The organism is Rhizobium sp. AP16 (genome assembly GCF_000281735.1).
Lineage (GTDB): Bacteria > Pseudomonadota > Alphaproteobacteria > Rhizobiales > Rhizobiaceae > Rhizobium > Rhizobium rhizogenes.
In genome coordinates this window covers 50,652-69,306 of the sequence record NZ_AJVM01000019.1, presented here as the reverse complement: position 1 = coordinate 69,306, position 18,655 = coordinate 50,652, and the positions used below count along the sequence as shown (strand labels likewise).

The window sequence follows — 18,655 nt, the reverse complement described above, 5'->3', positions numbered from 1 at the left end:
CCGCCAATGGCGGCTGGCCGCAGATCACCCCCGGCGATCAGAAATTGCAGCTCGGCGTCACCGATGGCGCCGTTCAGGCGCTGCGCCAGCATCTGATGGTGACGGGCGACCTGCCGAGGGAAGCCGGCATTTCCTCCGCCTTCGACTCCTATGTCGACGGCGCCGTGAAGCGTTTCCAGGCCCGCCACGGCCTGCCGCCGGATGGTGTCCTCGGCGACTTCACGCTGAAGGCAATGAACATCCCCGCAAACGTCCGCCTGCAGCAGCTGAACACCAACCTCGTTCGCCTGCAGACCTTCCCGGCCGATCTGGGCCGGCGTCACGTCATGGTCAATATTCCGGCGACCCGTGTCGAAGCCGTAGAGGACGGTCAAGTAGCGCTGCGTCACGAGGCGATTGTCGGCCGGGAATCGCGCCCGACGCACCTTATCAATTCAAAGATCTACGAGGTCATCCTCAACCCGTACTGGACGGCGCCGCGCTCCATCATCATCAAGGACATCATGCCGCTGATGCGGAAGGATCCGACCTACCTGTCGAAGAACAACATCCGCCTTCTCGACGGCAAGGGCCAGGAGGTTGCGCCTGAGACGATCGACTGGAATTCGGACAAGGCTCCGAACCTGATGTTCCGTCAGGATCCGGGCAAGACCAACGCCATGGCGTCCACGAAGATCAACTTCTATAATCCCAACAACGAATATATGCACGATACGCCTGAACAGGGCCTGTTCAACAAGCTGATGCGTTTCGACAGCTCGGGCTGTGTGCGCGTTCAGAACGTCCGCGACCTGGCGACCTGGCTGCTGACCGATACTCCGGGCTGGCCGCGTCAGCACATTGAGCAAGTCATCTCCACGCGCGTCAACACGCCGATTAAGCTGGCGACGGAAGTGCCGGTCTATTTCGTCTATATCTCCGCCTGGAGCGCTGCCGACGGCATCGTCCAGTTCCGTGACGATATCTATAATCTCGACGGCAATTCCCAGCTGGCGCTCGACACGACCCAGGGCATGGAGCAGCCGGTTCAATAATCGGTCTTGCTTTGATGGAATCTGTGAAAAGCCGCGTCTTCGGATGCGGCTTTTTCGTTTGCGGGAGGCACTCATCGTAGAATGCCCAGCAAATGTCGCTGATCGTATTGCTCTCGGGCAACCCTGACGCTAATACCGTGTCTCCATTGCCGTTCCGGCCCGTTAGGAGCTTTCACGATGACCTCTGCTTCCACCGAACCTTTCTTCAATCGCTCGCTCGCCGATACCGATCCGGAAATCTTTGGCGCAATCGGCAAGGAATTGGGTCGCCAGCGGCACGAGATCGAATTGATCGCCTCGGAAAACATCGTCTCCCGCGCAGTGCTGGAAGCGCAGGGCTCGATCATGACGAACAAATATGCCGAGGGCTATCCGGGCAAGCGCTATTATGGCGGCTGCCAGTATGTCGATATCGCCGAAGAGCTCGCCATCGAGCGCGCCAAGAAGCTGTTCGGAGTCAACTTCGCCAACGTTCAGCCGAATTCCGGTTCGCAGATGAACCAGGCCGTGTTCCTGGCGCTGCTGCAGCCGGGCGACACCTTCATGGGTCTTGATCTCAATTCTGGTGGTCACCTGACGCATGGTTCACCTGTCAACATGTCCGGCAAGTGGTTCAACGTCGTCTCCTACGGCGTGCGCGAAGGCGACAACCTGCTCGATATGGAAGCCGTTCAGCGCAAGGCCGAAGAGACCAAACCGAAGCTGATCATTGCCGGCGGCACCGCCTATTCCCGTATCTGGGACTGGAAGCGCTTCCGCGAGATCGCCGACAGCGTCGGCGCCTACCTGATGGTCGACATGGCCCACATCGCCGGCCTCGTCGCCGGTGGCCAGCATCCGTCGCCGTTCCCGCATTGCCACGTCGCGACCACCACGACCCACAAGTCGCTGCGCGGCCCGCGCGGTGGCATGATCCTCACCAATGACGAGGATCTGGCGAAGAAGTTCAACTCGGCCGTTTTCCCGGGCCTCCAGGGCGGCCCGCTGATGCACGTCATCGCCGCCAAGGCCGTGGCGCTTGGCGAAGCACTGCAGCCGGAATTCCAGGATTATGCCGCGCAGATCGTCAAGAACGCCAAGGCGCTTTCCGAAACGCTGATCTCCGGCGGCGTCGACGTCGTTTCCGGCGGCACCGACAACCACCTGATGCTGGTCGACCTGCGCAAGAAGAACGCCACCGGCAAGCGCGCCGAGGCTGCTCTTGGCCGCGCCTACGTCACCTGCAACAAGAACGGTATCCCGTTCGACCCGGAAAAGCCCTTCGTGACCTCCGGCGTCCGTCTCGGCACTCCGGCCGGCACGACGCGCGGCTTCAAGGAAGCTGAATTCCGCGAGATCGGCAATCTCATCATCGAAGTGCTGGATGGCCTGAAGGTCGCCAACTCCGATGAAGGCAATGCCGCTGTCGAGGCTGCCGTGCGCGAGAAGGTGATCAAGCTTACCGATCGCTTCCCGATGTACGGCTATATGGGCTGAGGAGAGCGAATGCGCTGCCCCTATTGCGGTTCGGAAGATACCCAGGTCAAGGATTCGCGGCCGGCGGAGGATAATACCTCCATTCGCCGGCGGCGGATCTGTCCGGATTGCGGCGGCCGTTTCACGACCTTCGAGCGCGTGCAGTTGCGCGAGCTGATGGTTATCAAGAAGACCGGCCGCAAGGTGCTGTTCGATCGAGACAAGCTGGTGCGCTCTTTCGAGATCGCGCTGCGCAAGCGCCCGGTCGACCGGGATCGTATCGAGCGCGCGGTTTCCGGCATCGTCCGCCGCCTGGAAAGCTCGGGCGAGACGGAAATCAGCTCGGAACAGATCGGTTTGCAGGTGCTGGAAGCCCTGAAGAGCCTCGATGACGTTGCCTTCGTGCGTTATGCTTCCGTCTATCGCGATTTTTCGCATGCGGAGGATTTCGAGAACGTGATCACCGAGATCAATGCCAAGATCGCCCGCGATCCGCTGGATCCCTGACCATGACGCGCCGGCCGGACGACGAACGTTTCATGGCCGCGGCGATCCGCCTGTCGCGCTGGCATTTAGGGCTTACCTCCACCAACCCTTCCGTCGGCTGCGTGATCGTCAAGGATGGTGCCGTCATCGGCCGCGGCGTTACCGCGGTTGGAGGCCGGCCGCATGCCGAAACCCAGGCGCTGGCCGACGCCGGTGAGGCGGCGAGGGGAGCCACGGCCTATGTCACGCTCGAACCCTGTTCGCATTACGGCAAGACGCCGCCTTGCTCCGAGGCGCTCATCGCCTATGGCGTCGCCCGTGTCGTCATCAGCGTTACTGATCCCGATCAGCGCGTTTCCGGGCGCGGCATCGCGATGCTGCGGGATGCGGGGATCGAGGTCGATATCGGTATTCTCGAGGAAGAGGGCAGGCACTCGCTCGCCGGCTATCTCATGCGCCAGACGAGAAACCGGCCGTATGTGACTCTCAAGCTTGCCGTTTCCACAGACGGGATGATCGGCAAGACGGGCACAGGGCAGGTGCGTATCACCGGCGATGTCGCCCGCGCCCAGGTGCAAGTCGTTCGCGCCGAAAGCGACGCCATCCTGGTCGGCATCGGCACGGCCATCGCCGACGATCCGGAATTGACTTGCCGCCTGCCGGGCTTGGAAGATCGAACGCCGCTGCGCATCGTCATTGACGACCAGCTTCAGCTTCCGCTCGGTAGCAAGCTCGTGAAGACGGCGCGGCAATATCCGGTGATCACCGTTGCCGGTCATCCGCCGCCCTTCGATGAAAATACCGACAAGGCCCTTATGGCCCGCCGTGCCGCGCTCGATGATGCCGGCGTCGAAGTGCTGCAATCCAATTCCAACGAACCGGGCGAGTTGCTGGAAGCGCTCGGCACGCGTGGCATTTCCTCCCTTCTCGTCGAGGGTGGCGCAAGGGTAGCGCAACGCTTTCTCGATGCGGACCTGGTCGACCGTATTCTTCTCTTCCAGGGGCCGGATGCGATCGGCGAGGGCGGTATTGAATCGCCGGTCACGAAGACCAATATCCCACCCAGTTTCAGGCATATCCGCGCGAGCCAGTTTGGCGATGATCGCTGCGACGAATTTGAAAGAGGTTTTTGATGTTTACCGGAATTGTCACCGATATCGGCACAGTCGAATCCGTCTCTCCGCTCAAGGAAGGCATCAAGCTGCGTGTCGTCACCAATTACGACCCGGCGACGATCGACATGGGCGCCTCGATTTCCCATTCCGGCATTTGCCTGACGGTGACCGGTCTGCCGGAAGCGGGCAGCAACGGCCGCTGGTTCGAAGTGGAAGCCTGGGAGGAAGCCCTGCGGCTGACCACCATCGGCAAGTGGCAGGCCGGCAGCAACATCAATCTCGAGCGCTCGCTGAAGATCGGCGATGAACTCGGCGGCCATATCGTTTCCGGCCATGTGGACGGCAAGGCCGAAATCCTGTCGGCGACGGAAGAGGGCGACGCCACCCGCTATCGCCTGCGCGCGCCGGAACATCTCGCGAAATTCGTCGCTCCCAAGGGCTCGATCGCCCTCGACGGCACATCGCTCACGGTCAACGCCGTCGACGGCACCGATTTCGACGTGCTGTTGATCCGCCATACGCTGGAGGTCACCACCTGGGGCGAGCGCAAGGCCGGCGATTTCGTCAATTTCGAAGTCGACACCATGGCCCGCTATGCCGCGCGGTTGGCGGAATTCCCGGTTGTCCGGGAAGGCTGAGCTTCGACCCTCTCAGGCGAGCGTCTTTTCCATGCGAAAGTTTGGAAGGGTCTGCCCGCGCTTTTCCACGGTTTGAGCGGCGAGGACAATAAACCCTTTTCGTTCGAAGAAGGGTCTGGCGGTGAGGCTGGCCTCGGTGAAAATTCGCCGGTGCCCCTGATGGCGGGCGGCGGCCTCCACTGTTTTTAAAAGCGGGCCGGCGACACCCTTGCCCTGATGGTCCGGGAGGACGAACATCATGTCCAGGCAGCCATCCGCCTTCAGATCGGAAAAACCAACGGGCTGCGCCTCGTAAATCGCCATCCAGGTCGGCCTGCCAGCGCGCCACTGCGCCCAGACCTCGGGATCATCGACCTTCGCCCAGGCATCGATCTGCGCGGGACCGTAATCCTTCGACGCAATCTCCCGAATTGCTCGCAGGAAAATGTCGATCGTGGCGCCGGCGTCGTCGGGGGCATATTCCCTAATGCCGATGTCATGCCGTGAACTCATGGGCATCGATCCCTTCGACGGTCGCGGCCGCTTTATTTCCATCGCTCGAGCATGACGTTCGTTCCACCCTTGTAAACGGTCTCGCCGATCCGGCGGAAACCGACCTTTTCGGCGACCCGCAGCGATGGTGTGTTTTCAGGGTCGATAATACAGGTCATCCGCCGATCCGCGAAGGTCCCGTCGGCCCATGCAATTGCCGCCCTGATGGCTTCCGTTGCGTAGCCTTTGCCTTGCAATGGCGGCGAGATCGCCCAGCCTGTCTCCAGGGTGCCCTCCGTCGTCGGATTCATGTCGCGATGGGAGTCCAGAAAGCCGGCCTCGCCGACAAAGCGGCCACTGCCGCGCTCCTCGATGGCGAAGAAACCGAAGCCCAGATGATGCCACATGCCGGTATAGCGCAGGAAACGCGCCCATGTCTGCTCGCGTGATGGCGGTTCACCACCGACGAAGCGCATCAGGTCGTTCTGTTTCCAGAAGTCGGCATAATTCTCAAACTCCTCCAGCCGGTGGGCGCGCAGGATCAGCCGTTCTGTCGTCAAGGTGGGGATGGTGGTCATGGCGGGGGCGATTTCCTTCCTTTCGGGCATTGCAGAATTCATGCTCATCTTGTCACGCTCCCGGTTCGCCATCCCAATAATCCAGGGGCCCACCGTCGCGGCCGATAAAACGGAACCGTGTCCCATCGGCCCGGTTGGTCTTTGCCAGGAATTTGCCGGAGTCGGGATATTCGACGATCTCCGTCTGCGCCTTGGTCGATATCCCAAGATAGATCAGCACGCCGGGACCGGTGTTGATAAGCTGGTGAGCTGTTTCATGGCCGCCGGCCGGAGCCCCCAGCACATCGCCTTTTGCAACGGCAAAGCGCTCGCTCCCGAAACGATATTCGCCTTCGCCGTCGATGATGACGAAAAGCTCTTCCTCGACATGATGATTGTGAAACGGACAGCCTGATTTGCCGGGCGGCACTTCGTTGTAGCTGATGCCAAGATCCTTGAGGCCGAGCAGCGCGCCGAAAGAGGCGTCGCTGCCGGCAAAAAAATCTCCCTGCTGCCAATGGTCGAGCTGAAGCTCGCCAATATTGACGGCGCGTCTGGTCTTCTTTGTCATGAGGCCCTCCCTTGCCGGTCGCGAATTATTATCGAAGCGAGTGCGGCGGCGGAAGATGCAATTTCCAGCAAGGCCCGATCTTCCTCAAATCCCGATCAGAATCGGGGCGGATAGCCGAAAAACACTTGCCAAGTGCGGCCCGCCGTGGTTTGACCCGCCGTTATCGGTGCTGCCCGCCCTCTCATTCCGCAGGTGACGTATGTCCAGCTCTACCAATGCCCACATCCTGATCGTGGAAGCCCGCTTCTACGACGATATGGCTGACGCCCTTCTCGATGGTGCCAAGACTGCGCTTGAAGAAGCCGGAGCGACCTATGACATCGTCACCGTGCCCGGCGCGCTGGAAATTCCGGCTGCCATCGCCATGGCGCTCGACGGCGCCGACAATGGTGGCACGGAATATCAGGGCTATGTCGCCCTCGGCATGGTCATTCGTGGCGAGACCTATCATTTCGATATAGTCGCCAATGAATCTTCTCGCGCGCTGATGGATCTCGCCGTCAGCGAATCCCTGGCGATCGGCAACGGTATCCTGACCGTCGAGAACGACGACCAGGCTTGGGCGCGGGCGCGCCGTTCGGACAAGGACAAGGGTGGCTTTGCCGCTCGTGCAGCGCTGACGATGATCGCGTTGAAACAAAAGTTGGGTGCATAAGTTCATGAGCAATCAGGATAACGAGCGACCGGCAAAGACCGCGAACCAGCGCGGGGCAGCCCGCCTTGCCGCCGTTCAGGCGCTCTATCAGATGGATATCGGCGGAACCGGCGTGCTGGAGGTGGTGGCCGAATATGAGGCGCACCGTCTCGGGCAGGAGCTGGATGGCGACACCTATCTGAAGGCCGACGCATCCTGGTTTCGCTCTATCGTTTCCGGCGTCGTGCGCGAGCAGACGCGTCTCGATCCGCTGATCGGTTCCGCGCTTCAGGACGATTGGGCGCTGTCGCGTCTCGACAGTACCGTACGCGCCATCCTGCGCGCCGGTACATTCGAGATTCTCGACCGCAAGGATGTCCCGGTCGCGGTTATCGTTACCGAGTATGTCGAGATCGCCCACGCCTTCTTCGATGATGATGAGCCTAAGCTCGTCAACGCCGTGCTCGATCGAATCGCCAAGCAAGTTCGCGGCGAAGCCAAGAAATAAGCAGCGATGTCGGCGCCGTTGATGGCGCCGTCTACTTTCGTTTGCTTCGTTCGCGCCTGATTTCAGCTACGAATGTTCTTTTGAACCGCCATCGGGTGATTTACCCGCGGGCGGTCTTGACGCGACGTTTTCCCAAACGCAATCTCCGCTATGCACATCTGTCGACCGCCTTGGAGGAGGGGGGTCACCGTTGTCGCAGGCGGCCGGAGGAGGAGTGACCCGCCGGCTTTTTTGGAGGGAAAAAGCGAAATGTCGATTCTTCTAGGTGTTATCGCGTGCGGATTGCTCTCGGTGGTTTATGCCATCTGGACAACCCGGTCGGTGCTTGCCGCCGACCAGGGAAATGCACGCATGCAGGAAATTGCGGGTTATATTCGAGAAGGTGCGCAAGCCTATCTAGCGCGCCAATATATGACTATCGCCGTTGTCGGCGTCATCGTTTTCATCGCGGCCTGGCTTTTGCTATCGGCCGAAGCCGCTTTTGGTTTTCTGATCGGTGCGGTCCTGTCGGGCGCTGCCGGTTTCATTGGTATGCATGTCTCCGTGCGGGCCAATGTTCGCACCGCGCAGGCCTCGTCGCATAGCCTGTCGGCCGGTCTTGATATCGCCTTCAAGTCGGGCGCCATCACCGGCATGCTGGTCGCTGGCCTCGCATTGCTCGGCGTTTCCATCTATTTCTACGTGCTGACCATCGTGCTTGGCCATGAGCCGGGCTCGCGCGATGTCATCGATGCGCTGGTGTCGCTCGGTTTCGGCGCATCGCTGATTTCGATCTTCGCCCGTCTCGGCGGCGGCATTTTCACCAAGGGTGCCGACGTCGGCGGCGACCTCGTCGGCAAGGTGGAAGCCGGCATTCCCGAAGACGATCCGCGCAATCCCGCGACCATTGCCGACAATGTCGGCGATAACGTCGGTGATTGCGCCGGCATGGCCGCCGACCTGTTCGAAACCTATGCGGTCTCCGTCGTCGCCACCATGGTTCTCGCCGCGATCTTCTTCGCCGGCACGCCGGTCCTCGCATCTGCCATGGTCTATCCCCTGGCGATCTGCGGCACCTGCATCATCACCTCGATCATCGGCACCTTCTTCGTCAAGCTCGGCACCAATGGTTCGATCATGGGGGCGCTCTACAAAGGGCTGATCGCCACCGGTCTGCTGTCGATCATCGGTCTCGGCGTGGCCACCTCGCTGACCATCGGCTGGGGTTCGATTGGCACTGTCGCAGGTTTCGATATCACCGGAAAGAACCTGTTCCTTTGCGGTATCGTCGGGCTGATCGTCACGGCGCTGATCGTCGTGATCACCGAATACTACACCGGCACCAACAAGCGGCCGGTCAATTCCATCGCCCAGGCGTCGGTCACCGGTCACGGCACCAACGTCATCCAGGGTCTGGCCGTCTCGCTCGAATCGACGGCGCTGCCGGCAATCGTCATCGTCGGCGGCATTCTCGCCACCTACCAGCTCGGCGGCCTGTTCGGCACCGGCATTGCGGTCACCGCCATGCTCGGCCTTGCCGGCATGATCGTGGCACTCGATGCCTTCGGCCCGGTCACCGACAATGCCGGCGGCATCGCTGAGATGTCGCATCTGCCGCCGGAAGTGCGCAAATCGACCGATGCGCTGGATGCTGTCGGCAACACCACCAAGGCGGTCACGAAAGGCTACGCCATCGGCTCGGCCGGTCTCGGCGCGCTGGTGCTGTTTGCCGCCTATTCGAACGACTTGAAGTATTTCGCAGCGCACGGCGATCAGTTCCCCTATTTTGCCGATGTGGGGCCGATCTCCTTCGATCTCTCCAACCCCTACGTCGTCGCCGGGCTGCTGTTCGGCGGCCTGATCCCCTATCTCTTCGGCGGCATCGCCATGACGGCCGTCGGCCGTGCGGCGGGCGCGATCGTCGAGGAGGTGCGCAGGCAGTTTCGCGAGAAGCCGGGCATCATGCTGGGCACGGAGCGTCCAGACTACGGCCGCGCCGTCGACCTTCTGACCAAGGCGGCCATCCGCGAGATGATCGTCCCGTCGCTGCTGCCGGTGCTGGCGCCGATCGTCGTCTATTTCGGCGTGCTTCTGATCTCCGGCTCCAAGGCTTCGGCCTTCGCGGCACTGGGAGCTTCATTGCTGGGGGTCATCATCAACGGCCTGTTCGTCGCCATTTCCATGACGTCGGGCGGCGGTGCCTGGGACAATGCTAAGAAGAGCTTCGAAGACGGCTTTGTCGACAAGGACGGCACGCGCCACATGAAGGGCTCAGAGGCGCACAAGGCGTCCGTGACCGGCGATACTGTCGGCGATCCCTACAAGGATACGGCTGGCCCGGCGGTCAATCCAGCGATCAAGATCACCAATATCGTCGCGCTGCTGCTGCTTGCCGTTCTTGCGGGATAAGGGCGAAGGCGCAACCAATGAAAAACCCGCGGGGCTCGCGCCTCGCGGGTTTTTTTATGCGGTCTATCCGGCTTATTGACCCGGATTGAGGTTGTTGAGGAAGTTCCTCGCGCCGTTGATACCGCTGCCGCCACCCTGCAGGATCTGTTGCAGGAAGGTGATGTCGCGGCCGCCGGTCGGCGTCGTACGGCTGATCATGTCGAAGACCCTGCCGTCCTTCAGCGTGTAGTTGGCTTCCTGCTTCACGATGCCATCCTTGTCGAAGTAGATCGCCAGAATGTTCTGGTCGACCAGCTTCGGCTTCATGAAGGCCGCGGCGCGGGTGCGCTTCTGGGATATGTAATAGAAGACTTCGCCGTCGAAGGTCGCTGTCGTCGATGGCGTACCGAGCGAAAGCAGCACTTGCTCGCGGCTCGAGCCGACGGGCACGAGATTGAGCGATTGCTGATCGAAGATGTAGCCGTTGTTCATGACCTCTGTGGTCTTGCAACTCGTAAGCCCCGCGGTCCCGATCACCAGGGCGATGGCGGCACTGCTGATGAAAGTTCTGTCAGACTTGAAATACCGTTTCTTCAACGACATCCCATCTCCCCTAATGAATCAAACCGATGGCCGGGTGGCCAATAAGATCTTGCTGTGCACATCATTGTGGCCTTTCCGCGATTGGGTAAGGCATTAGCGATGTTGTTCGGCACTCTTCATCACCAATCATGCACTGTGCGACGATGGGTCGGGGCGGGGCCTTGAAGCGGGCACAAACGGCATTGCAATTCGCGCCTGCTTCGGTAAACCAGCTTTCAAGTGGATGCAACAAGGCCAAGCGCGACACGGCGCTCTGAATGGCCAATTCCGGGAATTTTCATGATTTTTGGGCTGTTCCGCAAAAGAAATCACAATCAGATCATCGTCGTCAGACAATATGACGTTCTGACCGCAATGGCGCGCCAGCCGGTTTTCTATACCGACTATGACGTGCCGGATACGGTCATGGGGCGTTTTGAGCTGCTTTCGGCGGTGATGATCCTGTTTTTTCGCCGGACGCGTTCGTCCGCGACCAGCGGCCAGGAGCTTGCGCAGGAAATTATCGATGCCTTTTTCGAGGATATCGATTATTCCATCCGCGAACTTGGTATAGGTGACAACAGCGTGCCGAAGCGGATGAAGAAACTGGCGGGCATGTTCTACGGGCGGCTCGAAAGCTATGCGGCCGCCATGGACGGTAATGATCGCGATGCACTGGCCGCAGCGCTTCGGCGCAATATCTACCCCACGGCAGGCGAAGAGGCCCCCTCGATGCTTGGTCTGGCGGACTGGATGACGATGGCCGAAACGCATCTGGCAAGCGTGGCGGAAGCCGAGATTGCCACCGGTTCGGCAATCCTCCCGCAGCCTGGCGGGATCGACAAAGACGTAGCCTAGGAGACAAAAATGAAGAAACCGAACTCCGACGAAACGCCCTTTTCCTATCCGGTAAAAGTCGGCCATATCTCCGCCAATCCGGTGGAGGTTCGTCTCAAAGCCGACGACCGGGAGCTTGCCGGTCTCGCCAAGCTTTGGAATGTGCTCTCCGTGCCGACACTCGAGGCGGATCTGAAGATCGCCCGATGGAAGCGCGATGGGGTTCGCCTCAAGGGCAATGTGCGCGCAAAGATCGTTCAGGCCTGCGTTGTCACGCTCGAGCCGGTCGAATCGGATATCAATGAGGAATTCGAGCAGATCTTCGTCCCCGAGGGGTCGAAACTGGCGCGGATGCCGTCTGTGGATGCCGGAGAAATGGTGCTCGATCCGGATGGTGCGGACCTTCCGGAAACTTTCACCGGCGATACGATCGATGCCGGCGCCGCCGTCGCGGAATTCGCCGCGCTTGCCATCGATCCGTACCCGCGCAAGCCCGGTATCGCGTTTGAAGACCACATCGAAGATACAGGCGAAGATGACAAGAAACCCTCGCCATTCGCTGTCCTGAAAGACTGGAAAAAGGAATAGACACCCCTGGCAATTGAACACAATTCAGTTGTAACGCGGGGAGAAACCGGTATTTTGACGCCAATTCCGCCGGGCCCGGCGGACAAGAAGGACTAGGGACGCGTGATCAGAATTTCTCTTGACCTAATGGGTGGCGACTTCGGCCCTGAGGTTGTTATTCCTGGCGCGGCCAAGGCGCTGGAGAGGCATCCCGACATTACCTTCATCATGTACGGTATGAAGGATCGTTGCGAACCGATCCTCGGGAAATACGCGAAGCTTCGTGAAAAATCCGTCTTTCACGAATGCGATGTTTCTATCAGCATGGATGAGAAGCCGAGCCAGGCGCTGCGCCGTGGCCGCTATGTCTCCAGCATGTGGCGCTCGATCGAGGCGGTGAAGCTGGGCGAGGCCGATGTCGTCGTGTCCGCCGGTAATACCGGCGCGCTGATGGCGATGGCAAAGTTCTGCCTGCGCACCATGGCCAACATCGAACGTCCGGCGATCGCCGCGATCTGGCCGACGCTCAGGGGCGAAAGCATCGTGCTCGACGTCGGCGCGACGATCGGCGCCGATTCGCAGCAATTGCTCGATTTCGCATTGATGGGCGGGGCGATGGCCCGCGCCCTCTTCGAGATCGAACGTCCGACCATCGGCCTGCTGAATGTCGGCGTCGAGGAAATCAAGGGCCAGGAAGACGTCAAGGAAGCCGGCCGCCTGATCCGCGAAGCCAACCTTGAATCGCTCGAATATTCCGGGTTCGTCGAAGGCGACGATATCGGCAAGGGTACGGTCGATGTGGTGGTGACGGAAGGTTTTTCCGGCAATATCGCACTGAAGGCCGCCGAGGGCACGGCAAAGCAGATCGGCGCTTATCTGCGCTCGGCGATGACGCGCACGCTGCTTGCCCGTATCGGCTATCTCTTCGCCAAGGGCGCTTTCGACCTGCTGCGCGAGAAGCTCGACCCCAGCAAGGTCAATGGCGGCGTTTTCCTTGGCCTCAACGGCATCGTCATCAAGAGCCATGGTGGCGCCAGTGCCGAGGCCTTTGCGGCTGCCATCGATGTCGGCTACGACATGGCCAAGAACGGCCTGACACAAAAAATAGAAAATGATCTGAAAAGATATCATGCCAAGCGGCAGCCGCCGATTGGGCCTGAAGCGGCATGAGTGACGGGGTATAATAGGAATGATCCGTTCAGTTGTTCGCGGATTCGGGGCGGCGCTGCCTAAGCGTGTCATGACGAATCGCGATATGGAGCAAGTCGTAGACACCAGTGATGACTGGATCGTCCAACGCACCGGTATTCGTCAGCGCTACATCGCCGGCGAAGGTGAAACCACGGCCTCGCTCGGCGAGCAGGCGGCACGGGCAGCTCTTGCTAATGCCGGATTGACGGCTGACGATCTCGACATGATCATCGTCGCCACCTCGACGCCGGATAACACTTTTCCCGCCACCGCGGTGAATATCCAGAACCGGCTCGGCATGCATCATGGCTTCGCCTTCGATGTTCAGGCCGTCTGCTCAGGCTTCGTCTACGCCGTGACCACCGCCGACGCCTATATTCGCGGTGGCGTTGCCAAGCGCGTGCTCGTCATCGGCGCCGAGACATTCTCCCGTATCCTCGACTGGACCGATCGCACGACCTGCGTTCTCTTCGGCGACGGCGCTGGCGCGTTGATTCTCGAAGCAGGCGAGGGGACGGGCGCCAATACCGATCGCGGCGTGCTGACGGCAAGCCTGCGCTCCGATGGTGCACACAAGGACAAGCTTTATGTCGATGGCGGACCTTCCTCGACGGGAACGGTCGGCGTGCTGCATATGGCCGGCCGAGAAGTGTTCAAGCATGCCGTCGGCATGATTACCGATGTCATCGAAGCGACGTTCAAGGCAGCCGACGTCACGGCCGATGATCTCGACTGGCTGGTGCCGCACCAGGCCAATCGCCGTATCATCGACGGCTCGGCTAAGAAGCTCGGAATTGCTCCCGAAAAGGTTGTGGTGACGGTGGATCTTCACGGCAATACATCTGCCGCGTCGATCCCGTTGGCGCTCGCGGTTGCTGCCGGCGACGGCCGAATCAAGCGGGGCGATCTGGTGATGCTGGAAGCCATGGGCGGCGGTTTCACTTGGGGCGCGGTTCTGCTGCGCTGGTAGGCCAAGTCTCTAAAACCCGATTCCGAACAAGAGCTTGACCGTTTGGCGCAAGGGCAATACTCTTGCGACTTGGATAATAATACGCAGCAATTTGGGCGGGGAACCATGACGGGCAAGACAGTGACGCGCGCAGACTTGGCGGAGTCGGTATTCCGGAAAGTTGGCCTCTCCCGGACCGAATCTGCGGAACTCGTCGAGACGGTGATCGATGAGATTTGCAACGCCATCGTGCGTGGCGAAACTGTGAAACTCTCTTCCTTCGCGACATTTCAGGTGCGCGACAAGAATGAGCGTATCGGTCGAAATCCGAAGACCGGCGAAGAGGTACCGATCTCCCCGCGTCGCGTCATGACCTTCAAGGCGTCCAACGTCCTGAAGACACGTATCCTGAAGGCCCATGCCAGCCGCAAGGCGAAGGCGCGGCCGGCAAATCCTGCTTCCTGATCCATTGAAAACTGCTGTCGGCGTGACCTGGCACTCGTGCGGTCCCGCCGTTTTCCCGGCCTTTCTTGGTTGTTTTTCGGCTTGCTTGTGAAACAGCCGAAGAGATGACTTGAATTTCTCCCGGCAAACCGTTGAAATATGGTGAGTCGTATCGCGACGAGCCGCGGTGCGGATATCCGGTTTTGCATGGTCTGGCCCGCGTGGCGTCAGAAACATGCTGTGGGAGTATGACGATGGACAAGAGCCCGGATGCATTTCGCACGATCAGCGAAGTCGCGGAAGACCTTGATCTGCCGCAGCATGTCCTGCGTTTCTGGGAAACCCGTTTCCCGCAGATCAAGCCGATGAAGCGAGGCGGCGGCCGGCGCTATTACAGGCCCGAGGACGTCGATCTGCTGAACGGCATCCGCCATCTGCTCTATGATCACGGCTATACGATCAAGGGCGTCCAGAAACTCCTGAAAACCAACGGCAATAAATTCGTCATCGCCGTCGGCCATGGCGACCTCGCCAGTGTCGAGGCGCTTGCCGCCGCCGCGCAGGAACCGGCCCCGGCCGAGCCGCGTGTTGGATCCGGCCATCCCGACGAGGATCAGATCGTCGGACGCGCCAAGGCGCCGATCAGTCGCCGCTTCTTCAACTTCGTCAGCGGCGAAGACGACGTGCCGGATGTTTCCCTCGGCAAGTCGAGCGTCGGCAAGGAAGACAGGGCGCTGCTGCAGGAAACGCTCTACGACTTGCTGGAATGCAAGCGGTTGCTCGACCAGGTGCGGTAGGCGAGGCCTTCTGCTTCAAAACTACCTGGTCAATTGCACTTGCGCGGAACGATGGGATTAGCCTGGCTCGGCGCGACAATGGATTTGCCGTCGGCAGAGCGTGGCAGCGTCCAGCAGGCATTCGGATCTTTTTCGTCCCTACCGGCGGTGTCGCTTCTGTCGATGATGGTACTGCGATAGTTGTTGTTGTCTTCGGCACCAGGGCTATCTCCCCAGCCGCCTCGATCGCCGCCCCCGTGGTCACTGGAGGCGGCCATTGCCGTCGTGCCCATGCCGACGGCGAGCAGGCATACGCTTAAGATTTTGAAAGCCATAATTTTTCCTCCGAATCATACCTCACTGGCATCGCGTTTGATGGCGACCGCCTCCTGAACCCGGCAGGCGATTGTATTTATTTATCGCCGCCCTTCAATACCGCTGGCCCAGCGTGAGCGCCGCCCTGCCGGATCAAGGGCGTGATATTTTTGTCACGAACGACGATCCATGCCAATATGACAATTAGCTTGCTATGTTTATTGGCTTGCAAGCTCTCTGCACCGGGTTCAATTTTGCTAACGAAGCGTTATTGCTTCGCCCCGTCATGGGGAGATGCCAAATCAGGCTATGGGGCGGTGTGAAGTTGTCTACCGCGGACTCCATCCCCTGATGGATATTCGAATGGAGACACCATGAACATCAAGAGCCTTCTTCTCGGCTCCGCTGCCGCGCTGGCAACGGTGAGCGGCGCCCATGCGGCCGATGCCATCGTTGCGGCCGAACCCGAGCCTCTGGAATATGTCCGCATCTGCGATGCCTACGGCACCGGCTATTTCTTCATTCCAGGCACCGAGACCTGCCTGAAGATCGGTGGCAAGGTTCGCACCGAGGGTGAGTGGTACGACGCCTACAATCCGACGAACAAGGTCGGTACGCTCTGGCATGAGCGCGTCGAGCTCAATGTCGATACGGCGACGGACACGGAATATGGTCCGCTGAAGACCAACATGATCCTGCGCTGGGAATGGAACGATGGGGGTGCCACAGCCGATAAGCTGCTGTTTGCCAATATCAGCCTTGCCGGCTTCACCGTCGGCAAGCTCGACTCGCAGTATAATCTCTATACGGGCTATGCTGGCGACGTCATCAACGATGATGCGATCTATGATGGCCCGTACGAACTCAACCAGTTGACCTACAAATATGATACCGGCTCCGGTTTCTCCGCCGTCATCTCGCTAGAAGACAGCAATTCGGGGTCTGACTCGGACAGCTACGGCGGCGCCTGGGTTACCTCAAAGGCCGATCAATATGCGCCCAACGTCGTTGCCGGTCTGGGGTATACGACCGACACGCTCGGCTTCAAGGTCGTCGGCGGGTATGACTCCATCGTCGAAGAAGGCGCCATCAAGGCTCGCGTCGACGCCAAGTTCGGCGGCGTGGAAGCTTTCCTGATGGGCGGCTGGAACACGGATGGCAAAAAGCTCAACCAGTATGCCGGCTCCTATCAGGATGAATCGGCCTGCACGACCTCCGATGGCGTCGTCCATGGGGCAAAGTGCGGCTGGGGAGATTGGGCCGTCTGGGGCGGCGTTGGCGTACCGGTCAACGACAAGCTGAAGTGGAACCTGCAGCTTGCCTATACCGACTCGAAGATCTTCGAAGCAACGACGAACCTGAAGTTCAACCCGGTCAAGGATCTGCTCATCGAGCCGGAACTGACCTACATGCATTATGATTTCATCAACGATGACACCGTTGCCGGCATTCTGCGTTTCGAGCGGAATTTCTGATCGGTTTCGGCTGATCATTCGAGAAATGACAGAGGGGGCCGGCAGTCGTGCCGGACCCTTCATTTTGGCGCCGCCTTGACGGCATTCTTGAGCGAAAGAGTGCCCGTCGGCGCGGGAAAGTGGATCAAGTTCACGGTGCTTTCTTGTTAACTAATTGGTAATGTGAGGCTTGCGTCAAATTACCTTTGGCTGTATTTCCTTCTCCAGGGATAACACTTTAAATTGTTGGAGAGGTAATATGCGTATACGAGCTACCATGGCGCTCGGTCTTTTCGCCATATCGACTATTTTGACGAGCTGCCAGACGCCGGAGCAATCCGCCACCAGCGCTGAAATGACCTGCCAGTCTCAGGGCTTGCGTCCGGGCACGCAGCGCTACAGCCGCTGTGTCGGTGCCACCTATCAGGCCAATCGCTCGCAGGCGCAGCAAGCCGAAAATCAAGCTGCTGCGGGCATTGCCGCCGGCGTCATCGGCGGCGTCCTTGTCGGCGCTGCGGTCAGCGACAATCATCATCGCGGCTATTATGGCCGGCCCTATTACCGCCGCTGCTATCGTTGCTGGTAAGCCGGACACGACAGAATACAGAAACTCCGCCGGCGCAGCGTCGGCGGAGTTTCTGTTTGCAAACGTATTCTAGGGCCTATAGCGGCCGCGTCATCACTTGGCGGCTGACCAGCTTCAGGCTGTGATCCGGCTGGATGATGTAGGTCTCATAGACATCTTCACCCCATTGATTGGTGAAATGATGTGGCAGGCGCGTGCCCGGAGGCGATTGCGTCAGCTTCATCTCCGGCTGGCCGCGATAGGTAATGCTGCCGGGGATCGGCTGCAGGGATTGTTCGGTCGTTGTGCATGCGGCAAGCAGCGGCGCGCATAGCAGAAGGGCAATCAGCGGCTTCATCGCGTAACTTTCCAATTACTTCTTATTCAATGACAATCCGTCGGGAAGAAAGACGGAAAGGCATCTGTGAGTGTGGCTCGAACCCACTATATAGAGGTAATGTCGGAGTGGTCGGCGGCAAGGTTTTTCACGCAGATGTGCTTGGATCTACCGCTGTTGGACTTGAAGGGAGCTACACATGCGCGTGATCACCAGATCCATGGCTGTCGCCGGTCTCGGCCTATTGCTGGCCGCAAGCGCGGTCTTGCCCGCCAGCGCCATCACCATGCCCGCGCTTTCGGCGCCGGAGCAAGGGTCCGATATCATCCAGGTTCGCGGCCATGGGCACTGGCATAGCCACAACCATTGGCGCGGTGGCCACAAACGCCACGGCTCCGACAGCTATTACGACGACGACTCGGATAGCGGCGTGCTTTTCAAGTCATTCGTGACCGGCACGCTGTTCTACAGGCAGCACGCGGAACGCTACGACGGTCACGCACGAGCCTGCGCCAGCCGCTACCAATCCTACCGGGCGTCGGACAACACTTACCAGCCGAACCATGGGCCACGCCGACAATGCAGGTGAGTAAGAGAGCGAGGATTTTTCTCGCTCTGCACGCCATTTTTCTACCGAGCTGCGATTTTACCTCTTGCGCTGCCATGCCCGACAGACTAATGCAATCAGGCCTTTTTAGGCAGGTCGGGGCGTAGCGCAGCCCGGTAGCGCACTTGACTGGGGGTCAAGGGGTCGCAGGTTCAAATCCTGTCGCCCCGACCATTTATCTCCTTGAACTCCCAA

Annotated in this window: 23 protein-coding genes and 1 tRNA gene; 18 read left to right on the top strand and 6 right to left on the bottom strand. The window is 59.9% G+C overall.

What is annotated here, in order from left to right; all coding sequences use genetic code 11:
* From PMI03_RS10650 to PMI03_RS10630, 5 genes are all read left to right on the top strand, one after another.
* The coding region (locus tag PMI03_RS10650) for a murein L,D-transpeptidase (RefSeq protein WP_007692806.1) at positions 1-1,034 on the top strand (1,034 nt) is incomplete at its 5' end.
* 177 nt (positions 1,035-1,211) lie between these two features.
* Positions 1,212-2,510, top strand: coding sequence for a serine hydroxymethyltransferase (gene glyA / locus PMI03_RS10645; protein WP_007692804.1), 1,299 nt, complete (start codon positions 1,212-1,214; stop codon positions 2,508-2,510).
* Positions 2,511-2,519: 9 nt separating this feature from the next.
* Complete coding sequence (gene nrdR, locus PMI03_RS10640; RefSeq protein ID WP_007692797.1) at positions 2,520-2,996, top strand: transcriptional regulator NrdR; 477 nt, start codon at positions 2,520-2,522, stop codon at positions 2,994-2,996.
* Positions 2,997-2,998: 2 nt separating this feature from the next.
* A complete protein-coding gene (gene ribD, locus PMI03_RS10635) occupies positions 2,999-4,108 on the top strand; it encodes a bifunctional diaminohydroxyphosphoribosylaminopyrimidine deaminase/5-amino-6-(5-phosphoribosylamino)uracil reductase RibD (RefSeq protein WP_007692796.1) in 1,110 nt (369 codons plus the stop codon).
* Positions 4,108-4,728, top strand: coding sequence for a riboflavin synthase (locus tag PMI03_RS10630; RefSeq protein ID WP_007692795.1), 621 nt, complete (start codon positions 4,108-4,110; stop codon positions 4,726-4,728). The genes ribD and PMI03_RS10630 overlap by 1 nt, the downstream gene beginning before the upstream one ends.
* 12 nt (positions 4,729-4,740) lie before the next feature.
* Here PMI03_RS10630 and PMI03_RS10625 read toward each other — a convergent pair whose 3' ends face one another.
* The 3 genes from PMI03_RS10625 to PMI03_RS10615 are packed head-to-tail and all read right to left on the bottom strand — an operon-like array spanning position 4,741 to position 6,327.
* The gene (locus tag PMI03_RS10625; RefSeq protein ID WP_007692793.1) at positions 4,741-5,220 is read right to left on the bottom strand and encodes a GNAT family N-acetyltransferase; all 480 of its coding nucleotides are present in this window, start codon (positions 5,218-5,220) and stop codon (positions 4,741-4,743) included.
* 32 nt (positions 5,221-5,252) lie between these two features.
* Positions 5,253-5,825 carry a GNAT family N-acetyltransferase gene (locus PMI03_RS10620; RefSeq protein WP_007692791.1) on the bottom strand — a complete coding sequence of 191 codons (573 nt, stop codon included), beginning with the start codon at positions 5,823-5,825 and terminating at the stop codon, positions 5,253-5,255.
* A 4-nt stretch (positions 5,826-5,829) separates the two neighbouring features.
* The gene (locus PMI03_RS10615; RefSeq protein ID WP_007692789.1) at positions 5,830-6,327 is read right to left on the bottom strand and encodes a cupin domain-containing protein; all 498 of its coding nucleotides are present in this window, start codon (positions 6,325-6,327) and stop codon (positions 5,830-5,832) included.
* 199 nt (positions 6,328-6,526) lie between these two features.
* Between PMI03_RS10615 and ribH the strand changes: the two genes are divergently transcribed.
* From ribH to PMI03_RS10600, 3 genes are all read left to right on the top strand, one after another.
* On the top strand, positions 6,527-6,982 hold the full coding sequence (gene ribH, locus PMI03_RS10610; protein ID WP_007692788.1) for a 6,7-dimethyl-8-ribityllumazine synthase: 456 nt from the start codon (positions 6,527-6,529) through the stop codon (positions 6,980-6,982).
* Positions 6,983-6,986: 4 nt separating this feature from the next.
* On the top strand, positions 6,987-7,469 hold the full coding sequence (gene nusB, locus PMI03_RS10605; RefSeq protein WP_007692786.1) for a transcription antitermination factor NusB: 483 nt from the start codon (positions 6,987-6,989) through the stop codon (positions 7,467-7,469).
* A gap of 249 nt (positions 7,470-7,718) precedes the next feature.
* Entirely contained in the window at positions 7,719-9,857 is a 2,139-nt protein-coding gene (locus PMI03_RS10600; RefSeq protein WP_007692784.1) for a sodium-translocating pyrophosphatase, read from the top strand.
* Positions 9,858-9,929: 72 nt separating this feature from the next.
* Here PMI03_RS10600 and PMI03_RS10595 read toward each other — a convergent pair whose 3' ends face one another.
* Positions 9,930-10,439 carry an outer membrane protein assembly factor BamE gene (locus PMI03_RS10595; protein ID WP_007692782.1) on the bottom strand — a complete coding sequence of 170 codons (510 nt, stop codon included), beginning with the start codon at positions 10,437-10,439 and terminating at the stop codon, positions 9,930-9,932.
* 279 nt (positions 10,440-10,718) lie between these two features.
* Between PMI03_RS10595 and PMI03_RS10590 the strand changes: the two genes are divergently transcribed.
* The 6 genes from PMI03_RS10590 (at position 10,719) to PMI03_RS10565 (ending at position 15,203) form a co-directional block, all read left to right on the top strand.
* Positions 10,719-11,276, top strand: coding sequence for a ubiquinol-cytochrome C chaperone family protein (locus PMI03_RS10590; RefSeq protein WP_007692780.1), 558 nt, complete (start codon positions 10,719-10,721; stop codon positions 11,274-11,276).
* A 9-nt stretch (positions 11,277-11,285) separates the two neighbouring features.
* On the top strand, positions 11,286-11,843 hold the full coding sequence (locus PMI03_RS10585) for a DUF177 domain-containing protein (protein ID WP_007692778.1): 558 nt from the start codon (positions 11,286-11,288) through the stop codon (positions 11,841-11,843).
* A gap of 102 nt (positions 11,844-11,945) precedes the next feature.
* The gene (gene plsX, locus PMI03_RS10580) at positions 11,946-12,992 is read left to right on the top strand and encodes a phosphate acyltransferase PlsX (protein ID WP_007692776.1); all 1,047 of its coding nucleotides are present in this window, start codon (positions 11,946-11,948) and stop codon (positions 12,990-12,992) included.
* Between the two features lie 19 nt (positions 12,993-13,011).
* Positions 13,012-13,983, top strand: coding sequence for a beta-ketoacyl-ACP synthase III (locus PMI03_RS10575; RefSeq protein ID WP_007692774.1), 972 nt, complete (start codon positions 13,012-13,014; stop codon positions 13,981-13,983).
* A 105-nt stretch (positions 13,984-14,088) separates the two neighbouring features.
* Positions 14,089-14,427, top strand: coding sequence for an integration host factor subunit alpha (locus tag PMI03_RS10570; RefSeq protein WP_007692773.1), 339 nt, complete (start codon positions 14,089-14,091; stop codon positions 14,425-14,427).
* A gap of 227 nt (positions 14,428-14,654) precedes the next feature.
* Complete coding sequence (locus tag PMI03_RS10565; RefSeq protein WP_012651214.1) at positions 14,655-15,203, top strand: MerR family transcriptional regulator; 549 nt, start codon at positions 14,655-14,657, stop codon at positions 15,201-15,203.
* 29 nt (positions 15,204-15,232) lie between these two features.
* On the opposite strand, the gene PMI03_RS10560 is transcribed toward PMI03_RS10565, so the two are convergent.
* Positions 15,233-15,517, bottom strand: a complete 285-nt coding sequence (locus PMI03_RS10560) for a hypothetical protein (RefSeq protein ID WP_007692771.1) — start codon at positions 15,515-15,517, stop codon at positions 15,233-15,235.
* A gap of 354 nt (positions 15,518-15,871) precedes the next feature.
* Between PMI03_RS10560 and PMI03_RS10555 the strand changes: the two genes are divergently transcribed.
* Both PMI03_RS10555 and PMI03_RS10550 read left to right on the top strand, forming a co-directional pair.
* Entirely contained in the window at positions 15,872-16,972 is a 1,101-nt protein-coding gene (locus PMI03_RS10555) for a porin (RefSeq protein ID WP_007692770.1), read from the top strand.
* A gap of 238 nt (positions 16,973-17,210) precedes the next feature.
* Complete coding sequence (locus PMI03_RS10550; RefSeq protein WP_007692768.1) at positions 17,211-17,537, top strand: hypothetical protein; 327 nt, start codon at positions 17,211-17,213, stop codon at positions 17,535-17,537.
* 76 nt (positions 17,538-17,613) lie between these two features.
* Here the strand turns inward: PMI03_RS10550 and PMI03_RS10545 are convergent, their stop codons facing one another.
* The gene (locus tag PMI03_RS10545) at positions 17,614-17,874 is read right to left on the bottom strand and encodes a hypothetical protein (RefSeq protein WP_007692766.1); all 261 of its coding nucleotides are present in this window, start codon (positions 17,872-17,874) and stop codon (positions 17,614-17,616) included.
* A 178-nt stretch (positions 17,875-18,052) separates the two neighbouring features.
* Here PMI03_RS10545 and PMI03_RS10540 point away from each other — a divergent pair, with 178 nt between their 5' ends.
* Positions 18,053-18,442, top strand: a complete 390-nt coding sequence (locus PMI03_RS10540) for a BA14K family protein (RefSeq protein ID WP_007692763.1) — start codon at positions 18,053-18,055, stop codon at positions 18,440-18,442.
* Positions 18,443-18,557: 115 nt separating this feature from the next.
* Positions 18,558-18,634 (top strand) — tRNA-Pro (locus PMI03_RS10535).
* Positions 18,635-18,655: the final 21 nt, after the last annotated feature.